The organism is Bifidobacterium biavatii DSM 23969, from assembly GCF_000741165.1.
Classification (GTDB): domain Bacteria; phylum Actinomycetota; class Actinomycetes; order Actinomycetales; family Bifidobacteriaceae; genus Bifidobacterium; species Bifidobacterium biavatii.
Genome location: NZ_JGYN01000022.1, coordinates 1 through 17,469, shown reverse-complemented (window position 1 = coordinate 17,469; position 17,469 = coordinate 1). Strand labels below are relative to the sequence as shown.

At 64.4% G+C, this 17,469-nt stretch carries 12 protein-coding genes and 2 rRNA genes; 4 read left to right on the top strand and 10 right to left on the bottom strand.

Annotation, left to right across the window (positions count from 1 at the left end):
- From BBIA_RS08265 to BBIA_RS08245, 5 genes are all read right to left on the bottom strand, one after another.
- Positions 1–212 (bottom strand): LacI family DNA-binding transcriptional regulator (locus tag BBIA_RS08265; RefSeq protein ID WP_035138260.1); only part of this gene is annotated, 212 nt, incomplete at its 3' end.
- A 173-nt stretch (positions 213–385) separates the two neighbouring features.
- Positions 386–1,024 (bottom strand): RpiB/LacA/LacB family sugar-phosphate isomerase, encoded by a 639-nt coding sequence (locus tag BBIA_RS08260; protein ID WP_033496554.1) that lies wholly within the window; start codon positions 1,022–1,024, stop codon positions 386–388.
- A 17-nt stretch (positions 1,025–1,041) separates the two neighbouring features.
- On the bottom strand, positions 1,042–1,848 hold the full coding sequence (locus BBIA_RS08255; RefSeq protein ID WP_274518581.1) for a gluconate 5-dehydrogenase: 807 nt from the start codon (positions 1,846–1,848) through the stop codon (positions 1,042–1,044).
- Between the two features lie 191 nt (positions 1,849–2,039).
- Entirely contained in the window at positions 2,040–3,140 is a 1,101-nt protein-coding gene (bglB, locus tag BBIA_RS08250; RefSeq protein WP_051923918.1) for a beta-galactosidase BglB, read from the bottom strand.
- A 192-nt stretch (positions 3,141–3,332) separates the two neighbouring features.
- Positions 3,333–4,172 carry a sugar phosphate isomerase/epimerase family protein gene (locus BBIA_RS08245; protein ID WP_033496555.1) on the bottom strand — a complete coding sequence of 280 codons (840 nt, stop codon included), beginning with the start codon at positions 4,170–4,172 and terminating at the stop codon, positions 3,333–3,335.
- Positions 4,173–4,442: 270 nt separating this feature from the next.
- Between BBIA_RS08245 and BBIA_RS08240 the strand changes: the two genes are divergently transcribed.
- The 4 genes from BBIA_RS08240 (at position 4,443) to BBIA_RS08225 (ending at position 10,672) form a co-directional block, all read left to right on the top strand.
- Entirely contained in the window at positions 4,443–5,147 is a 705-nt protein-coding gene (locus BBIA_RS08240) for a response regulator transcription factor (protein ID WP_033496556.1), read from the top strand.
- 122 nt (positions 5,148–5,269) lie between these two features.
- Positions 5,270–6,877 (top strand): sensor histidine kinase, encoded by a 1,608-nt coding sequence (locus BBIA_RS08235; RefSeq protein ID WP_160268269.1) that lies wholly within the window; start codon positions 5,270–5,272, stop codon positions 6,875–6,877.
- Positions 6,878–7,107: 230 nt separating this feature from the next.
- On the top strand, positions 7,108–9,429 hold the full coding sequence (locus tag BBIA_RS13420; RefSeq protein ID WP_156103689.1) for a hypothetical protein: 2,322 nt from the start codon (positions 7,108–7,110) through the stop codon (positions 9,427–9,429).
- Positions 9,430–9,724: 295 nt separating this feature from the next.
- Complete coding sequence (locus tag BBIA_RS08225; RefSeq protein ID WP_033496557.1) at positions 9,725–10,672, top strand: ROK family glucokinase; 948 nt, start codon at positions 9,725–9,727, stop codon at positions 10,670–10,672.
- A gap of 364 nt (positions 10,673–11,036) precedes the next feature.
- Here BBIA_RS08225 and BBIA_RS08220 read toward each other — a convergent pair whose 3' ends face one another.
- From BBIA_RS08220 to BBIA_RS08200, 5 genes are all read right to left on the bottom strand, one after another.
- Positions 11,037–13,412, bottom strand: a complete 2,376-nt coding sequence (locus tag BBIA_RS08220; RefSeq protein ID WP_051923916.1) for a glycoside hydrolase family 3 N-terminal domain-containing protein — start codon at positions 13,410–13,412, stop codon at positions 11,037–11,039.
- Positions 13,413–13,626: 214 nt separating this feature from the next.
- Entirely contained in the window at positions 13,627–14,274 is a 648-nt protein-coding gene (locus BBIA_RS08215; RefSeq protein ID WP_033496558.1) for a TetR/AcrR family transcriptional regulator, read from the bottom strand.
- 272 nt (positions 14,275–14,546) lie between these two features.
- Positions 14,547–16,901 (bottom strand): beta-galactosidase, encoded by a 2,355-nt coding sequence (locus BBIA_RS08210; RefSeq protein ID WP_033496561.1) that lies wholly within the window; start codon positions 16,899–16,901, stop codon positions 14,547–14,549.
- Between the two features lie 171 nt (positions 16,902–17,072).
- Positions 17,073–17,189, bottom strand: a 5S ribosomal RNA gene (gene rrf, locus BBIA_RS08205).
- A 173-nt stretch (positions 17,190–17,362) separates the two neighbouring features.
- Positions 17,363–17,469, bottom strand: a 23S ribosomal RNA gene (locus tag BBIA_RS08200); the annotation flags it as partial.

The following is a 17,469-nucleotide window of genomic DNA, read 5'->3' as shown; positions in this document are numbered from 1 at the left end:
GCGACACCGGCGGCACCCGCCACGCCGGCCGTCGCCTCCGCAACCGCTTCGTCCAACGCCGCAAGCCCGTTGCGATATCCCATCTGCCGTGCGAGCTTCACGATCCGTTCGCGCGTTTCGGCCTTCACGTTGCCGCCGTTGAGCGCGCGCGACACCGTTGACGCCGCGACTCCCGCAGCCTTCGCCACGTCGGTGATGGTTGCCTCAGCCATGATTCCTCCTTGCACCGTAAGCCAATGTTTCCATACTACCCATCCCTTTGCGGTTTTTGCGCAAACTCCGGCAAATCCATGCTGCAATTACGGCGATACGACAAAAGAACCCGGTTTCCGTTAGGAAAACCGGGTTCCCAGTCAACGGTTCGTGCCGTGCCCCGCACGTCGCGCTACGCGATCAGCGAGAGCACGTAGTCCTTGATCTCGCCGTCCGCCGCGTTGGCTTCGAAGTATTCGCGGAACCGCTCCCCCGCGAACGCGCCCTTGACGAGCGCCGGGTCGAGGTCCTTGTAGATGTCGACGAGCGGCCGGAACGCGGCCGCTCGCACGCCGTCGAGGATCTTCTTGTTGCGCTGCTCGGGCACCACGCGTTCCTTCGGGTATCCAGTTCCCGGCTCCTCGCACCACAGCTTTTCGAAGATGTATTCGAGGTTGAGCTCCTGCCCCCAGCCGTTCTTGAGCGCGAACGGGATGGCGATGGCGTTGCCGTCGTTGATCTGCGCGAACGTGTACGCGTCGAGCGGATCCTCGACGTGCCCGCAGATCACGCCCGGGAAGCTGTTGAGCGCGAGCATCGCGCCTTCGCCGGTGCCGCAGCCAGTCACCACGAAGTCGGCGGCGCCGGTGTTGAGCAGCGCGGCGGCGAGGATGCCGTTCTGCACGTAGGTGAGCTGCGCGGCGTCGTCGGCCGCGTACATGCCGTAGTTGAACACCTCAAAGCCGTGTGCGTCGGCGACCTTGCGCAGCGCCTTTTCGATCAGGGCGTTCTTGGCCGCCTGCGAGTTCTCGTTGATCAGAGCGATCTTCATGGCTGTTTCCTTTCCGATCAGGCCGGCTGCTTGCCGATGTAGGCCAGGATGCCGCCGTCGACGTAGAGCACGTGGCCGTTGACGAAGTCGGACGCGTCGGAGGCGAGGAAGATGGCCGGCCCCTGCAGGTCCTCGGGGGTGCCCCAGCGGGCGGCGGGCGTCTTGGCGACGATGAACGCGTCGAACGGGTGGCGGGAGCCGTCGGCCTGGCGTTCGCGCAGCGGCGCGGTCTGCGGGGTGGCGATGTAGCCGGGTCCGATGGCGTTGCACTGGATGTTCGCCGCGCCGTATTCGGAGCAGATGTTGCGGGTGAGCATCTTGAGGCCGCCCTTGGCCGCGGCGTACGCGGCGACGGTTTCGCGGCCGAGCTCGCTCATCATGGAGCAGATGTTGATGATCTTGCCGTGGCCTTGCCTGATCATGCCCGGAATCACGGCCTTGGAGACGATGAACGGAGCGTTGAGGTCCACGTCGATGACCTTGCGGAAGTCCGCTGCGGACATGTCGAGCATGGGGATGCGCTTGATGATGCCGGCGTTGTTGACGAGGATGTCGATGGTGCCCAGGTCGCGTTCGACGTTGGCGACGAGTCCGGCGACGGCTTCCTCGTCGGTCACGTCGGCGACGTAGCCCTTGACGTCGATGCCGGCTTCGGCGTAGTTCTTGAGGCCGCGTTCGACGGCCGCCTCGCTGATGTCGTTGAAGGCGATCTTCGCGCCGGCCGAAGCGAATGCGGTGGCGATGGCGAAGCCGATGCCGTAGCTGGCGCCGGTGATGAGCGCCACCTTGCCTTCGAGGGAGAATTTGCTCATGTCGTAGCCCATGATGGTTCCTTTCCGCGGGAGTGTCCCGCTTGTCGCGTTGCGACGGTTGGTTTCTTTTCTCGGCTCCCCTTGCCAGGGGAGCTGTCACGCAGCGACTGAGGGGTAGTCAGGCCCATCGCATTGCGCGAGGAAAACAGTGGTTTGGTTGTTGATCGCATTTGACTGGCGTTGCGTGCGGTCGCCGTCGCCGGTCAGCAGTAGGAGACGAGCATTTCGGTGAACGCGAGGATGGTCAGCGACTGTCCGTACGGCATGGCCGCGCGTTCGATGCCGCGGTAGTAGTCGAGGTCGTTGCCCATGCCGGTGCCGATGGACACGTTGTTGACCTCGCCGTGCTCGCCGATCTGCTCGATGAGCCCGCCGACGGCCTTGTAGGCCATGTCAAGCCAGCGTTCGGGCAGGTAGCCGCGGTGCACGGCCTTGAGCACGCCGTACGCGATGCCCGCGGTGCCGGACGATTCGAGATAGGAGCTTTCGTCGTCGATGAGCGTGTGCCACAGGCCGCCGTCGCTTTGGTGCGCGGCGAGCGCCTCGACCTGTTCCTCGAGCACGGTGGTGAGCCACCGGCGCAGCGCGTCGTCGGCGTCAAGGTGGAGGATGTCGATGATTTCGGGGATGGCCATGGTGGCCCAGCAGTTGCCGCGCGCCCAGTGCGCGCCGACGAAGTTGTGCCGTCCGTCGAAGGTCCAGCCGTGGTACCACAGGCCGGTGGCGTTGTCCATGAGGTATTTGGTGTGGATCTGGAACTGGTATTTGGCTTCTTCGACGTATTCGCGGTTGCCGAGCAGCATGCCGATTTTGGCGAGGGGCAGCACGCTCATGACGAGCGTGTCGGCCCACAGCTGGTTGCGGTGGGGTTCGCCGAAGGTGACGTGCTGCAGGCCCTGGCCTTCGGTGCGGGGCATGTCGCGGTACACCCAGCGCGCCCACTGTTCGAGGTAGGGCTTGAGCTTGGGGTCGCCGGTGCGTTCGTACAGGTAGGCCATGGCGAGCAGCGGGGCCATGGTGTTGACGTTTTTGGACGGCGTGCCTTGGGCGAAGGCGCGCTCGTACCATTGCGTGACGGCGTCGAGCGCGGACTGGGAGCCGGTGACTTCCCAGTTGCGGTAGAGGCCGTACAGGCCGATGCCTTGCGGCCAGTTCCATACGTTCCAGCTTTTGTCGTCGATGACAACGTCGCCCACGGTCCACAGTCCGTCGCCGTTGGACACGATGGCGACGAGATTGTCGGACATGGCGTCGATCAGCCCGAGCAGCCGCTCGCGCGTGGCCGGCATCGGTGGAGTGTCCATGATTCCTCATTCCTTGAGTTCGTGGTGGTTGGTTCGGAAAGTCGTGTTCCGCGGTCGTTGCGTCCGTTTTCCGTTCCTGCTTGCCATTGTACAACTATTTCCGCAAATATGGAAATCGTTCCGCATAATTTGCATTGTTTTGTTTGCTTTTGCATTTTGACGACGATCATGTGCAAACGACGTGCGCTGTCGTCAGAAGTCGCCGTATCGGCGTATCGCGACGCCGATCGCATCACCCTTGGTCTCCTCGGTCATCACCGGCAGGTACGGGCGGTACCGTTCGACGATGCGCAGCGCGTCGCCGACGCGCATCACGCCGTCGCCGATGTTGCACATGCGCAGTTCCGTCTGACCGGGCACCGGCTGGAAGTCCTTGAGATGCATCGCGACGATGTGCTCGCCGAAACGCGCGAACGCCTCTTCGATCAGGTTGATCTGCCCCTCGTACGTGTTGCCGTCGATGAGCACCGACGGATCGAGCACGATGCCCATCCACGGCGAGTCCACGTCGGCGATGAGCCGTTCGATGGTCGCGAGGTCGTGGATCGGATGGTTGCGTCCCGGTTCGATGCCGACGATCGTGCCGTACCGCTCCCCCGCGGCAACGAGCCGGCGGATCACGCCGAGCGCGTCCTGGTACGCTTCCTCGGTGAAGTTCGCCTCGGTGTACACGCCGAGCGTTTCGAGCACTGAGCCGGTTTCGCTGGCCACGATCGGCGCACCGAAGTAGCGCGCGTGGCGCAGGTACGCCTCGAACTTGCGCAGCAGCGGCTCGCGCTGCGCGGGGTCGGGGTGGATCATGTTGACGTAGCAGCTAAGCACGGCGATCTGCACGCCCTGTTCGGCTAGCACGCGCCGGAAGTACGTGCCCATACCGGGATTGATTTCCTTTTCGCCGCTGGGCAGGTCTGGGAACAGCGCGTTGAGCGCGAACTGCACGTTGTGCGCGCCGGTCGCCGCGATGGCACGGGCCAGATCTTCGGGCGTGCCGTCGAACGGCACGTCGTGGCCCCTGACTCCGAAGTTGATCATGTCCGCCTCCTTGTGGCTGTGCGGCGATGCCGTGCCGCGGTTCCGACCCGCGGCTGTCCGCTCCGGCACGGCATCGCCGCCGCGCCGCCCGGGCACCGCCCGATTGCCCTTACGCTATCCCCTTCCGCCACTCCCCCGCGAATTTGTTGCCACAAGTTCCACTTTCTCCCTTCCATTTCCCGCAAATCACAGCACCCCACTCTCCCGCCGCCGGGTATACGGGCTCGGTATATGCTGAAACGCACCGTCGGATTCGCGAAAGGAGGCCGCATGGCCCGACTGCTGCTGGTCGAGGACGAGGATCGCATGGCGCAGGCCATCGCCGAACTGCTGCGCCGGGAAGGCCATGAGGTCGACGTGTGCGGCGACGGCGAATCCGGCGCGCAGGCCATCCGCGAGCGCGCATACGACACGATGATCCTCGACGTGATGCTGCCAGGCCGTTCGGGCACCAGTCTGGCCGCGATGACGCGAGATCTGGGACTGGCCACGCCGATCATCATGCTGACCGCGAAGACTTCAGTGGACGACAAGGTGGCCGGCTTGGATTCGGGCGCGGACGATTATCTGACCAAACCGTTCGCAGTGCCGGAACTGCTGGCCCGCGTGCGCGCGCAGCTGCGTCGGGTCGGCGCGCTGGACGGGCCGGCCATGCGCACGAGACCGCGCACGTTCGCCGACCTGTCGTGGGACGCATCGTCGCTGACGCTGCGCTGCACGGCCAGCGGCCAATCCGCAACGCTCAGTCAGCGCGAATCGGCCTTGTTCGAAACACTGCTCGACCATCCCGGCCAGGTGCTGTCGCGCGATCAGCTGCGCTCGGCCGCGTGGCCGCAGGCCGACGGCGGCGACTACAACAGCGTCGAGGTGTACTGTTCGTTCCTGCGCCGCAAGCTCGCGTTCGTCGGATCGTCCGTCCATATCAAGGCGGTGCGCGGACTCGGCTACGTGCTGCGAGACGGAAAGGACGGATGATCATGTCCGCTGATCGTCGGCCGCACCAATCGCGCCAACCGTCTCGAACGCTCCGGCTGCTGTCTCGCCTGCCGCACCCGCTCCGCACGCATCATTCATCCGGCGCCCCCGATGCATGGCATATGCCGTGGCATGTGCCATCGTCTTACTCGTCGCGGGATCCCCTGTTCCGCCGTTCGCGCCGGCGCATCGTCGCGGCGATTCTCGGCGTGCTCGTCGTGCTGGTCGCAGGCATGGTCGCACTGATCTACTCCACCAGCTATCGCGAAGTGTCCTCGCGCAACGAACGCATGCTCGAACAGTATGCGTCGGTGTACTGGGAGCACGGTCTGCCCGGCACCGACACTCCCCCGTCCACCGGCGACTCATGGCCGGCAAACCAACCGCAATCCGAATCGTCGGCCAGCGACGATTCCGTGCGGCAATCTCCGCGATCCGGGTCAGCGTCCGGCGGAGAGACCACGCAACAATCCACGCCATCCACGCAACAATCCACGCCATCCGCAGAACCACCGTCCAACCAGCAGGCTCCGGCCGGCCTGCCGGCAACGGACGCGTACACGTCGCAAACGTTCTACGCGGTCGTGTTCGACGCCGACGGCGAGGTCAGCGACCATGCGGGCAATTCGTCCGTGGGCGTCACCGAGGATGCGCTCGCCACGGCCGGCAGGTCGATGGCGGCCCGGCATCACGTCGAGTGGGCGCACGCGGGCGCAGGCCTGAGCGAGCCGGATGCGGTCGCCTCAGGATCCCTCGGCCAATGGATGTACCGGATCGAACAGTATGACGGGCGCACGCTTGTGGTGATGATGGACAATACGGTGATGGACGCGAACATGGCCACGCTGATGCGCTACACGGCGGTGTTTGGCGCGGTAGCGTTCGTGCTGCTCGCCATTGCGGCGCATACGCTCGCACGGTTGATCCTGCTGCCGTTGGAACGTGCGCACGCCGAGCAGCGGCGGTTCGTCGCCGACGCCGGACACGAATTGAAGACGCCGGTCGCCACGATCGGCGTGAATGCGGAGCTGCTGCGACGCGACACCGGCGACAGCCCGTGGCTGGACAACATCGAGTTCGAGAACCGGCGCATGGGCCGGCTGGTCGCGCAGCTACTGGAACTGGCGCATGCGGAGGCGCGTGCCGAGGCCGGACCGTCGCCCGATGACGGCATGGAGCCCGTCGACATGAGCCGACTGGTGTCCAGCTGCCTGCTGGCGTGCGAGCCGGTCGCGTTCGAGCATGGGCTGCGATTCGAGGATCGGATCGACGAGCATGTGCTGGTGCGCGGCGACGAGACGCGGCTCGGCGAACTGGCGTCGATCCTGTTCGACAATGCGATCGACCATGCGCAACCGGACGCGGCAAACGGTACGACGGACAGCGGCACAGCCGACGGCGCGTCAACCGACGCGGCGGACGATGCCGCAGATGACGCAACGATCGTCGCCGCAACGGATGACGCGCTTGGCGTCGTCCGCGTCACGCTGCATGCGGAACGCGGCCGGGCGATCCTGCGCGTCACGAATCCCGGATCATTGACGACGGAACAGATCGACCACCTGTTCGACCGCTTCTACCGTGCCGACGCGGCGCACTCCGGCTCCGGCGACCATTACGGGCTCGGCCTGCCGATCGCACGCGCGATCGTCGCCGCCCACCGCGGCACCATCTCCTGCGACAGCCAAGCCGATCACGTCACGTTCACCGTCTCCATGCCCGCAGTCTGAACCATTCCACGTCCCATCTCGACCTAATGCATCGGGCTTACACTGCCGCATTTCTTTTTCTCGGCTCCCCTTGTCAGGGGAGCTGTCACGCAGTGACTGAGGGGTAGTCAGCACCCACCGCATTAAGTCCGACAAGGTCCTGGCAATGCCGGTTCAATCTTCGTTCAATGTTCGCCGGATACCGTTGCGGCATCGGACGCGAACGGCGTCCCCGAACGCAAAGGAACACCATGACCAGGCATACAATGCGCCGCAGGATCGCGGCGACGCTGGCGGCGGCGAGCGCGCTGTGCGTTACGCTCGCCGGATGCGCCGGCGGCGACACGGCGTCAACCGCCAAGACCGCGGCCTCATCGTCGACCACAACGGCCAAGACGACCACCGCCACGGTCAAGGACACGGCAGCCAAGGCCAGCATCGAAACCACGCTCAATCTCAAAAACAACACCGACCAGTCGTGGACCTACCAGAGCAGCGCCGACGCGTGGGTGCTCTCGATCGTCTCGGCCGTCACGAATCCGGAACTGCCCGATCAGCAGGGCGTTTCGGTCGCCGTTCCCGGCGCGTACGTGACCGGCATCGACACGGACGGCGACGGCACGGCCGACACGACCGCGAAAACCGCGACCAGCGGCACCGCGGTCAAGGGCTCGCTCGTCATCGACTACACGGCCACCGTCACCAGCGAAAACGGGCAGACGTACACCGCGAAAACCGCGCCAATCATCTTCACCACGGGCGCGGCCGGCTACAGTGCGCAGAACAACCAACTCGCCTCCACGCAGTACGCGGCCGACGGCTACATCGCCATGGCGTCCGGCAACCGCGGCAAGCAGAGCACCGTCACCGACTCCGACGGCAACACCACGTACACGGGCGACGCGCCGCTGTGCCTCGTGGACCAGAAGGCGGCCGCGCGCTACGTCAAGTACAACATCATGCTCGGCAACCTGCCCGGCGACGCGGACCGGCTCGTCACCACGGGCGGCTCGGGCGGCGGCGCGCACGCCGCAATGTTCGCCGCGACCGGCAACAACGAGGACTACTACGACTATCTGGCCGAGGCGGGCGCGGTCGGCGTGTACCAGACCACGGACGGTAGCTGGACGTCGACCGTGACAATCAATGGCAAGACGAAGACGATTTCGGACGGCGCGTGGGGCACGGTCGCATACAGCGCGATCACGCCGCTCGCACAAGCCGATATGGCGCTCGCGTTCGAGTACTATCTCGATCCGGATCACGAGTATTCGTCCGATTTTCAGAAGAAAATGGCCGAGTATCTTGCGGCGGAGTACATGGGGTACATCAACGGGCTGAATCTGGCCGTCAAGGAGTCGGCGGTCGGCTTCGATCTCAACGGCGACGGCGACAAGAAGGATACGGTCAAGCTCACCATCGAGCATAATTCCGGCAGCAAATACCAGAGTACGAACGGCTACCACGGCACGTATCTCGACCTGTATCTGGCGGAGTTCGAGCAGAATCTGCAGTGGTACGTCGACAATCTCGACTACGCGAGCGATTGGACATGGTTCGACGAGAACGGCGACGCGCTGTCCGACGCAGAAGTCGCGGTGATGAGCACGGCAGACAAGGCGACCGCGTTCCTGGAGGGCCGCTATGCGAAGGGCTCGTCCGGCAGCGACAGCATGGGCGGGCCGGGAGGCGCGGGCAATGGCGGGGCTCCCGGCGACGGCAACGCGCCCAGCGGGGAGCCGCCCAGCGGAGAAGCGCCCAGCGGCGAGGCCCCGTCGGACGCGGGATCTGCCGGCCCCGACGGCGGTAACAGCAGCGGCGGCTCGTCCCAGACCGAGGCCGTCGGCACGCCGGACGCCGGCACCACGCAGTCGGCGAGCGGCTCGCAGGATTCGGCGAACTACGATTCGTTCTCCGCGATGCTCGCCGCGTACGAATCGGACATCGCGAGCGTCGAGAAAGGTGACAAGTACGGCAACAACATCGTGGAACTGTACGATCCGCTCAACTACATCGGCGCGGACGGCACGGACGATCCGACGTGGGCGCGCGTGGTGATGGGCGCGTCCGAAGGCGACATGTCGATGTTCGGTTCGCTGAACATGGAGATCGCATGGCTGAACGCCGGCGTGGACGCGACGATCGAATGGCAGTGGGACGGCGGTCACGTGCCGTCCGAAACGTTGGGCGAATCGCTGTCGCTGACCGTCGACGCAATGGTCGGCAAGTACGACAAATCAGCCAAGACGATCACCAAGGCGAAGGCCGAGGCCGTGACGGAGAACGGCGACGCGACCGAGGCGACCGGCACGGACATCAGCAGCTGGGTGACGGCCAAGAAGTCCTCGAAGACGACGTCCGGCCTGTCCGTCTCGTTCACGCTGGCGGCGGCCGCGGCCTACCGTGCCAAGGGCGCGAGCAAGGCGGTGCCCGGATTCGACGTGATCGACTACGGGCAGGAGGATTACGAGTTCGGCAACGCCACGCAGGACGCGCGGCATTGGGACAAGTACGTGCTCGCCGTGCTGCAGAAGCATGAGGACGAACTGTCCTCGCTGTTCAACGCCGACTGACGATGCGTACGACGCATGACGGTCCCGCGTGCCGACGAAAGTTCGGTATACGGGACCGTTTCGCGTCAATGACGGCGAGGAATGATCATGATATGAGTGACATCGTTTGCATAACAATCGGTAATTAAGACACGTTCAGACGCATCATAGGTGAGAGCGTTCACATGGGCCTAGATGGACATATTATGCTCGAAAAACCATAAAACTTGCATCGAAGGCCCTTTCGCAGCTGCTGATAATGCTATGATTTTCCATGTTGTTCGAATAACATTCGACCATTGATCAAAGGAGAATCATGACCACGCTTGCCGTCGATATCGGAGGAACCAAGATCGCCGCAGCCGTGTGCGATGAAAACGATGCCATCATCCAGCGCTGGCGCGTGCCCACGCCGATGGATGCGGACGCCATCAACGACAACATCGCCAAGGTCTATCACGAGGCCACCGCCGCCGGTCACAAGATCAAGGCCATCGGCATTTCCGCCGCCGGCAACGTCGGCGCCGACCGCCGCACGCTCACCTTCGCCGCCAACATCCCCGCGTGGGTCAACTACGATCTGGCCGAGAACGTCGGCAAGCTCATCGACCACGAGGTGCCGGTCATCGTCGAAAACGACGCGAACTGCGCCGGCTGGGGCGAATACGTGCACGGCGCCGGCCAGGGCAGCAAGAACATGGTCGCGCTCACCGTCGGCACCGGACTCGGCGGCGCGATCGTCATCAACGGCGAACTGTTCCGCGGCTCGTTCGGTATGGCCGCCGAAATCGGCCACCTGCCGATGGTCCCGGACGGCGACCACTGCGGCTGCGGCCTGCGCGGCTGTGCTGAGCGCTACACGTCTGGCACCTCGCTCGAAAACTTCGCCAAGTCGGCCATCCGCCGCCGCCCGCAAGACGCCAAGCGCCTGCTGGAGCTGTGCGGAGGCGACATCACCAAGCTCGAGGGCCCGATGGTCTCGCAGGCCGCGCAGGAGGGCGACGTGCTCGGCCTGTACGCGTTCGGCAAGATCGGCGAATGGCTCGGCCGCACGATGGCCGCTACCGCCGCCATCCTCGACCCGGATCTGTTCGTGGTCGGCGGCGGCGTGGTGGCCGTCGGCGACATTCTGCTCGAGCCGGCCCGCTACAACTACGAGCGTTTCCTCGAAGGCAGCGCCTACCGCGGCCATGCGAAGATCGTCGCCGCCACCGCCGGCCAGGACGCCGGCCTGATCGGCGCCGCGAACCTCGCCCTGCGCTGACGTTGCCCTATAGGCGCATATATATGAGCATGACCCTCTTGGGAGGGGTCATGCTCATATTTTTTATATTCCAAGTCTTCTATCTCGAATCTGTGAGGCAGTTTTCTTGGTTTGCAGAGGTCTATTCGCAATCTGTGAGGCAGTCGTACCGACGATCGCCCCGCAGAACTCGCTCCATACGGACTCATTTCAACGAATTTGCACCCGGTATCGCTCAGCGACTGCCTCACAGATTGCGAATAGATGTGCGTAGATGACGAAAACTGCCTCACAGATTGGAAATAGCATGTTCTGCATGGCACGATACGCAAAAAGGCCGTCCGGCTTGCGTGCCGAACGGCCTTTTGACCGCCTATGCCCTCGATCAGGCCACGGTGAACGCCGCGGCCTTCAGATCGTCGCGACGTGATGAGTGGCCAATGAGCAGTTCGAACTCGCCGGGTTCGACAAAGCGCTCGGCGTCCGGACCGACGATCGTGCAGTCAGCGACGGGGATGTCGAACGCGACGGTCGCGCTTTCGCCCGGCTCGAGCTCCACGCGGCGGAACGACTTGAGTTCGCGGTCGGTCCAGCTGTACGAGGTCACGACGTCGCTCACGTATGCCTGCACGACTTCGGTGCCGGCGCGGTCGCCCGTGTTCGTGAGCGTGATTTCGGCGTGCACGGTGTCGTTCACGCCAAACGTGCCGTCCGCGTTGGACGCGCCGGTGACCGTCGGCTCGCCGTAGGCGAACGTCGTGTATGACTCGCCCTCGCCGAACGCGAACGCCGGATCCTGCGTCAGGTCGGCGTAACGGTTGCCATGCTGGCCGCGGATCTGGTTGTAGTAGACGGGCAGCTGGCCGGCGTGACGCGGGAACGTGATCGGCAGGCGGCCGGACGGGTCGGTGATGCCGAGGATGATTTCGGCGATCGCGCGACCGCCCTGCATGCCCGGGCTGGGAGCCCACAGGATCGAGCCGGCGCCGGCTGCCGGATCGTTGCAACGCTTGGCGAACACGTTGTTCGCGCCGACGATGCTCGCGGGCAGGATCTGCGGCTTGGAGCTCATCAGCACGGTCACGAGCGGCTTGCCGGTTTCGCGGCTGACGGCGGCGAGCGCGTCGAGCAGCGCGTTCTGGCCGCCCTGCAGGTCGAGCGTCGCGGTGGAGCAGCTTTCGCCGATGAGTTGGACGACGTCGCCAACGACCGCGACGATCAGGTCGGACCGCCGCGCGTTCGCCACGGCTTCGTCGATGAGCGTCTGGTCGACGGCGGCGGCCACGCCGATCTTCGGTCGCGGCTGGCCGTCGGGATAGAATTCGCCGGCCGGGTCGGGCACGAGGTCGACGACGTTCGCACCGCGCGAGTATTCGACGTCGATGCCGTCTCCGGCGAGCGCGCGGAAGGCGTCGAGCACGGTGGTGATCATGCTGCGCGGCTGGCCGTCGGCCATCCAGTTGACCTGGCCGGAGCTGCCGGCCCAGTCGCCGAGCTGGTTCTGCGCGTCGTCGGCGAGCGGGCCGATGACGGCGATGCGCCGCTTGGCGCCGGCCGCGGTGACTCCGGCGAATGGCAGGTTGCCGTCGTTGCGCAGCAGCGCGACCGATTCGCGCGCGAGTTCGAGGTTGAGCCGCTGGTGTTCGTCGGAGCCGATGACGGTCTTGATACGTTCGGAGTCGGGCAGACGCGGGTCCTCGAACAAGCCGAGGCGGAATTTGACGGCGAGGATGCGGCGTACGGCCTCGTCGATGAGCGATTCGTCGAGCAGGCCAGTGCGGACGGCTTCGATCGCGCCGTCGTAGAACTGCGGCGTGGTCATGATCAGGTCGTTGCCGGCCTTGACCGCGTCGGCGGCCGCGTGCACGTAGTCGGGCTTGACCTTCTGCTCCCACACGGAGCGGCCGACGTTGTCCCAGTCGGTGATGAGCATGCCGCAGTAGCCCCACGCGCCGCGCAGCTTGTCGCTCAGCAGCCACTTGTTGAATGTGACCGGCACGCCTTCGATCGACTCATAGCCGAGCATGAACGTGCCGCAGCCTTCCTTGGCGACGCGTTCGAACGGCGGGAGGAACCATGATTCGAGCTTGCGGTGTGACAGGTCAGCTTCGGAGGCGTCACGGCCGCCCTGCGTTTCGGAGTATCCGGCGAAGTGCTTGGCACAGGCGAGGATCGCGTCCTTGGGTAGCTTTTCGCCGGCTTTGGCACCGCCCTGGTAGCCCTTGACGATTGCGGACGCGAGTTCGCCGATCAGGTATGGGTCTTCGCCGAACGTTTCGCCGACGCGCCCCCAGCGCGTGTCGCGGCCGATGCACAGCACCGGGGAGAACGTCCAGTGCACGCCGGTGCAGGAGACTTCTTCGGCGGTGGCGCGGCCCATGGCCTCGATCTTGTCCGGGTCCCAGCTGACGGCCATGCCGAGCTGTTCGGGGAAGATCGTGCCGCCGGGCCAGAACGAGTAGCCGTGGATGCAGTCGTCGCCGATGACGAGCGGGATGCCGAGACGCGTTTTCTCGTTGACGAGTTTGACGGCGCGCGGCAGGTCGATCGGGCTGGCGTGCAGGATGGAGCCGACATGCCGGTCGACGATGATGTGTTCCAGATCGCCGCTGCGCGCGTCGAGCTGCATCATCTGGCCGACCTTCTCCTCTAGCGTCATGCGGGAGATCAGGTCTTCGATGCGCTCGGCGTCGGGTAGGTCGGGGTTCTTGTACGGTGGGATTGCGGCGGGATCGTTGGCTGCGCCTGCGTGTGCACTCATGGCTGCTCGCTTTCTTCGTTTTCCTCGATGAAATCGGAGAACATATCTTTAATTACCGTACGGTAGTTTAACATGCCGCCGACGCCGACACACCAGCGGACGCATGATCCTGCGCATCGAATCCGCTATACGACGCACGGTCGGCCGCGGCCGTCACCCTCAACGCAATCATCGTCGCCGTCGTGTCATCGGCCGCAGTGCACGCCTGCGACGTTCAGCGGTAGCCGTCCCACGTCGGCGACGGGAAAATCGCCGGCTCCAGGCTGGCCCACTCCTCGCTCAGCCACTCGTCGTCCGCACCGGCCGCCGGTTCGCGCAGCCAGCGCAGTTGCACGCCGTCCATAATCTCCATCGCGCGTCGCACGACCGGCCGCATATACTCGTCCCAGCCGCCGATTTCGGGCGGAATGTTCCAGTCGAACGACGAATAGTACGCCCAGATCGCATCCTGCCGCCCGGCGAACTCGTCGTGCAGCGGGTGCGTCGGATTGAACGATTCGACCTGCAGCATGGAAAACAGCTGCACGAGCATGCGTCGGCGCGAATTGTATTGCACCAGGAACCGCAGATACGCGGGGAACCGCAGATCGTCGGGCGCAGAGCCGGGCAGGCCGGAGTCCATGAACTCGTCGACGTTGCCGGTGGCGTTGTAGTTGTCGCGGTACACCATCGCGAGCAGGTTGTCCTTGCTGCCGATGTAGCGCAGCACGCCCTGCTTGGTGACGCCGACCTCGTCGGCGACGTCCTGGATGGAAATGCCGTTGTAGCCGCGTTCGGAAATCAGGCGGATCGCGGCGGCGAGAATCTCCCGCCGCCGTTCTTCGGGATCCTTGCGGACGCGCTTGGGCCGCGGCTGTTGCATGTCAATCGTTGGCATAATGTCCCAGTGTAGCGCGCGAACGCGCCGCGACGGGCAGCCGTTTCAGCTGCAACCGTGTGCAATGGACATGTGTACATATTCGCGCGGCTATCGGCAGGCGTCTCGGCGGACATTGTCGGCCGGACAGTCAAACCGGCATTCAGCCGACAGTCGAGCGACGGTCAAGCGACGGTCAAGTGACGTTCACGAACGAAACACGGGCGGGCGTCCGGACAGCCGATCGCCCGCCCGATCCGTCGTCGAGCAGCTGACGATCAGCCGGCGATCACCGCGAGATTCCAGCGCGGCAGCGTCAGTTCGTCGCCGAACGCGACCCTGCCGCCCTCGTGCAACGTCAGTTCCGCCGTCGCAGCGTCGTCGGCCAGTCCGTTCGTCGCGATGATCTTCGGCGCAACGACGACCTCGCCCGCCACCGGCGACGCGAATGTGACCGGTTCGGCGGAATAGTTGAGCAGATACGTGACCGTCTCCCCCGCCGCGTTGACGCCGCGGCGCACGCTGACCTTGCCGGCAAGCGCAGCCACGGCCTCGTCCGCCGCAGCTTCGCGTTCCGCAGCGGACGCATCAGCTGTTACGGCACCAGTTACAACTCCGGCCGCGGCTTCGGTGCCAAATCCGGCGAGGCCGGCGTGCGCAAGCGCCTCGCGCAGCACCGTGCGCGTCGCATCGGCGTCGAGCATCGTGCCGACCCATTCGGCCGAGCCCTTGCCGAACGCGTGGCGGGTGATCGCCGCATAGTCCTTCCATGCATAATGGCCGTAGCGCGCGAGCACCTGCGTGGCCGACGCGTCGACCGGCACACCGTTCTTCCCCGCCGCAGCGTCGACGGTCCCATCCTCGACATTTCCAGCAGCGTCAGCATTCCTGGCAATATCTCCAGTAACGTTTTCGGCCGCAAACATCCGGTCTCCGTTCGGCTTGAGCAGTTCGATCAGCTCCTCAGCCTGCACCGCGCGTCCGGCCGTCTCCGCTGCGTTGACGAGCGGACCATCGGCGAAGTCGACCGTCACACGGCCCTTGGGCGGCGTGAACTGGTTGTAGCTCATGCCGAACACGTCGGTCAGGTTGTGCGGCGCGCGATCATGCCATACGGTCGTCTCCTCGTCGGCCACGAACGAGCGCAGCGTCGAAACCAGGTGTCCGCCGTCGGCCACGTACGCACGCAGCCGTGCAATCGTCTCGTCGGACGCGCAGTACAGCGCGGGCGTGACGATCATCGCGTAACGCGCAAGCCGATCCGAGTCGGCGTCGGCCGGCACGAAATCACATTCTACGTTGAGTTCGAACAGGGCGTCGTACACACGGCGCACCACGTCGTTGTAGTCGGCTCCCCCGCCCCAGCTCGTGCCGGACGCGATGCGGAACCCCTCAAGCGCGCTCAGCGCCTCATTCGACACCATGATCGCGACCTTGTTGCGCTTCTTGAGATGCAGCAGGCGCGAGGCCGTTTCGGGGCGGGCGATCTCGCGGCCGAACACGCCGGCCTCCTCGTACGTCGGGTTCGGTTCGAAATCGTGGCCGAGCAGGCCTTTCCAGTACGTTTCGGCCGAATTGTGGATGGAATGCCAGTGCCAGTATTCGACCACGTCCGCGCCGGACGCGAGGTGCGAATACGCTTGCAGTCGCATCTGCCCGGGGAACGGCAGCCAGCCGTGGTTGCCCTGCGCTTCGGTTTCGAGCACGAGATAATTCGCGCCATCCTTGAGCGAGCGAGTCAGGTCGCCGCCGAACGCGATCTCCTTGCCGGTCAAGTCGTCCTGCGTCGGGTGGTAGATGTCACAGCCGGCGATGTCGAGCGCGCGGGCGGCCTTGAAGTGGTCGACGGCCGGCTGCATGCCATACGATCCGCCACGCCAGCCGAAGTCGAAGTTCTGCGTGACGAACTGATCGTCGCGCGCGTATTCGCGCACGATATCGGCCTGCCATGCAAGGAACGCGGTGACCTGCGCGCGGCGGAACCGGTCGAATTCGCCTCGCAGCGACTGGTTGATCGTGTTCGTGACATCCGGGAAGTCTTCCCACGCGTTGATGCGGTTGGACCAGTAGTCGAGTCCAAAGTGCGCGTTGAGCGCGTCGAGGTCGCCCTTGAACTTGTCGCGCAGATACTTGACGAACAGCGCCTGCATGTCCGGGCTGACGGAATCGTAATACTTGGTTTCGTTGTCGACCTGGTAGCCGATCACGGCCGGATGCTGCGCGACGTGCGCGATGAGCTTGCGGATGACGCGTTCGGCGTAGTAGCGGTACGATCCGTTGACGATGTCCATGATCTGCCGCGGTCCGTATTTGCCCGGTCCGTTCGGCGTGACGGCGAGCACGTCAGGATGCATGCGCACCAGCCAGGTCGGCACCGCATACGTCGGCGTGCCGATGATGACGCTGATGCCGTGACGATGCGCGGCGTCGAGGGCCCGATCGACGTGACTGAAGTCGAAGACGCCGGGCTGCGGCTCGCACGTGCTCCACGTCGACTCGGCGATGCGGATGACGTTAATGCCTGCATGGTTCATCATGCGCATGTCGGTTTCGATGCGGTCGAGTCCTTTCGGCATGTACTCGTCGTAGTACGCCGCGCCGAACAGGAAATGGTCCACGGTCTGCTTGCCCACGATAGGCTCCTTTGCTTGTTGTGCCAACCAAACTAACTTCAACGTTAAAGATTCTAGCATCGTCCCGACCTCGACACACTCGGCCACCGCATTGCGGAAACAACAATGTATACGGAAATATGAAAGGATCCCGGGAGCTGTTGCTCTACCGGGATCCTTGATAACGTGTTGATGCGGCGGTGTGCTACTCTCCCACACTCTGTCGGGTGCAGTACCATTGCCGTGCCAGGCCTTAGCTTCCGGGTTCGGAATGGAGCCGGGCGTCTCACCTGGGCCATGACCGCCGCAAATCTTTAATTAACAGTTAAACAAGCATGCTCGTTTAACCGGTATTCGTGATGGTTTGGGAACCGGAGAGTGAACGCGTTATTTTTCGTGTTGATCGTGTGATCGTGAGTATTCCTTGTCACCTCACAAGATCTTGCATGGTATCGATGCGTGTCACACTCATACGAGTGTGCATAGTTGGTTGCTGTTCCCTGTTAGTACCGGTCAGCTCCACCGCTTGCACGGCTTCCACGTCCGGCCTATCAACCACGTGTTCTTCATGGAGGGTACAAAGGCTCAA

What these genes read in the sequence shown, in the direction of transcription:
- BBIA_RS08220 (WP_051923916.1), bottom strand. Translation starts at nt 13,412, where the DNA reads ATGAGTGCACACGCAGGCGCAGCCAACGATCCCGCCGCAATCCCACCG.
- BBIA_RS08235 (WP_160268269.1), top strand. Translation starts at nt 5,270, where the DNA reads ATGCCGTGGCATGTGCCATCGTCTTACTCGTCGCGGGATCCCCTGTTC.
- BBIA_RS08240 (WP_033496556.1), top strand. Translation starts at nt 4,443, where the DNA reads ATGGCCCGACTGCTGCTGGTCGAGGACGAGGATCGCATGGCGCAGGCC.
- bglB (WP_051923918.1), bottom strand. Translation starts at nt 3,140, where the DNA reads ATGGACACTCCACCGATGCCGGCCACGCGCGAGCGGCTGCTCGGGCTG.
- BBIA_RS08225 (WP_033496557.1), top strand. Translation starts at nt 9,725, where the DNA reads ATGACCACGCTTGCCGTCGATATCGGAGGAACCAAGATCGCCGCAGCC.
- BBIA_RS08215 (WP_033496558.1), bottom strand. Translation starts at nt 14,274, where the DNA reads ATGCAACAGCCGCGGCCCAAGCGCGTCCGCAAGGATCCCGAAGAACGG.
- BBIA_RS08255 (WP_274518581.1), bottom strand. Translation starts at nt 1,848, where the DNA reads ATGGGCTACGACATGAGCAAATTCTCCCTCGAAGGCAAGGTGGCGCTC.
- BBIA_RS08260 (WP_033496554.1), bottom strand. Translation starts at nt 1,024, where the DNA reads ATGAAGATCGCTCTGATCAACGAGAACTCGCAGGCGGCCAAGAACGCC.
- BBIA_RS08245 (WP_033496555.1), bottom strand. Translation starts at nt 4,172, where the DNA reads ATGATCAACTTCGGAGTCAGGGGCCACGACGTGCCGTTCGACGGCACG.
- BBIA_RS13420 (WP_156103689.1), top strand. Translation starts at nt 7,108, where the DNA reads ATGACCAGGCATACAATGCGCCGCAGGATCGCGGCGACGCTGGCGGCG.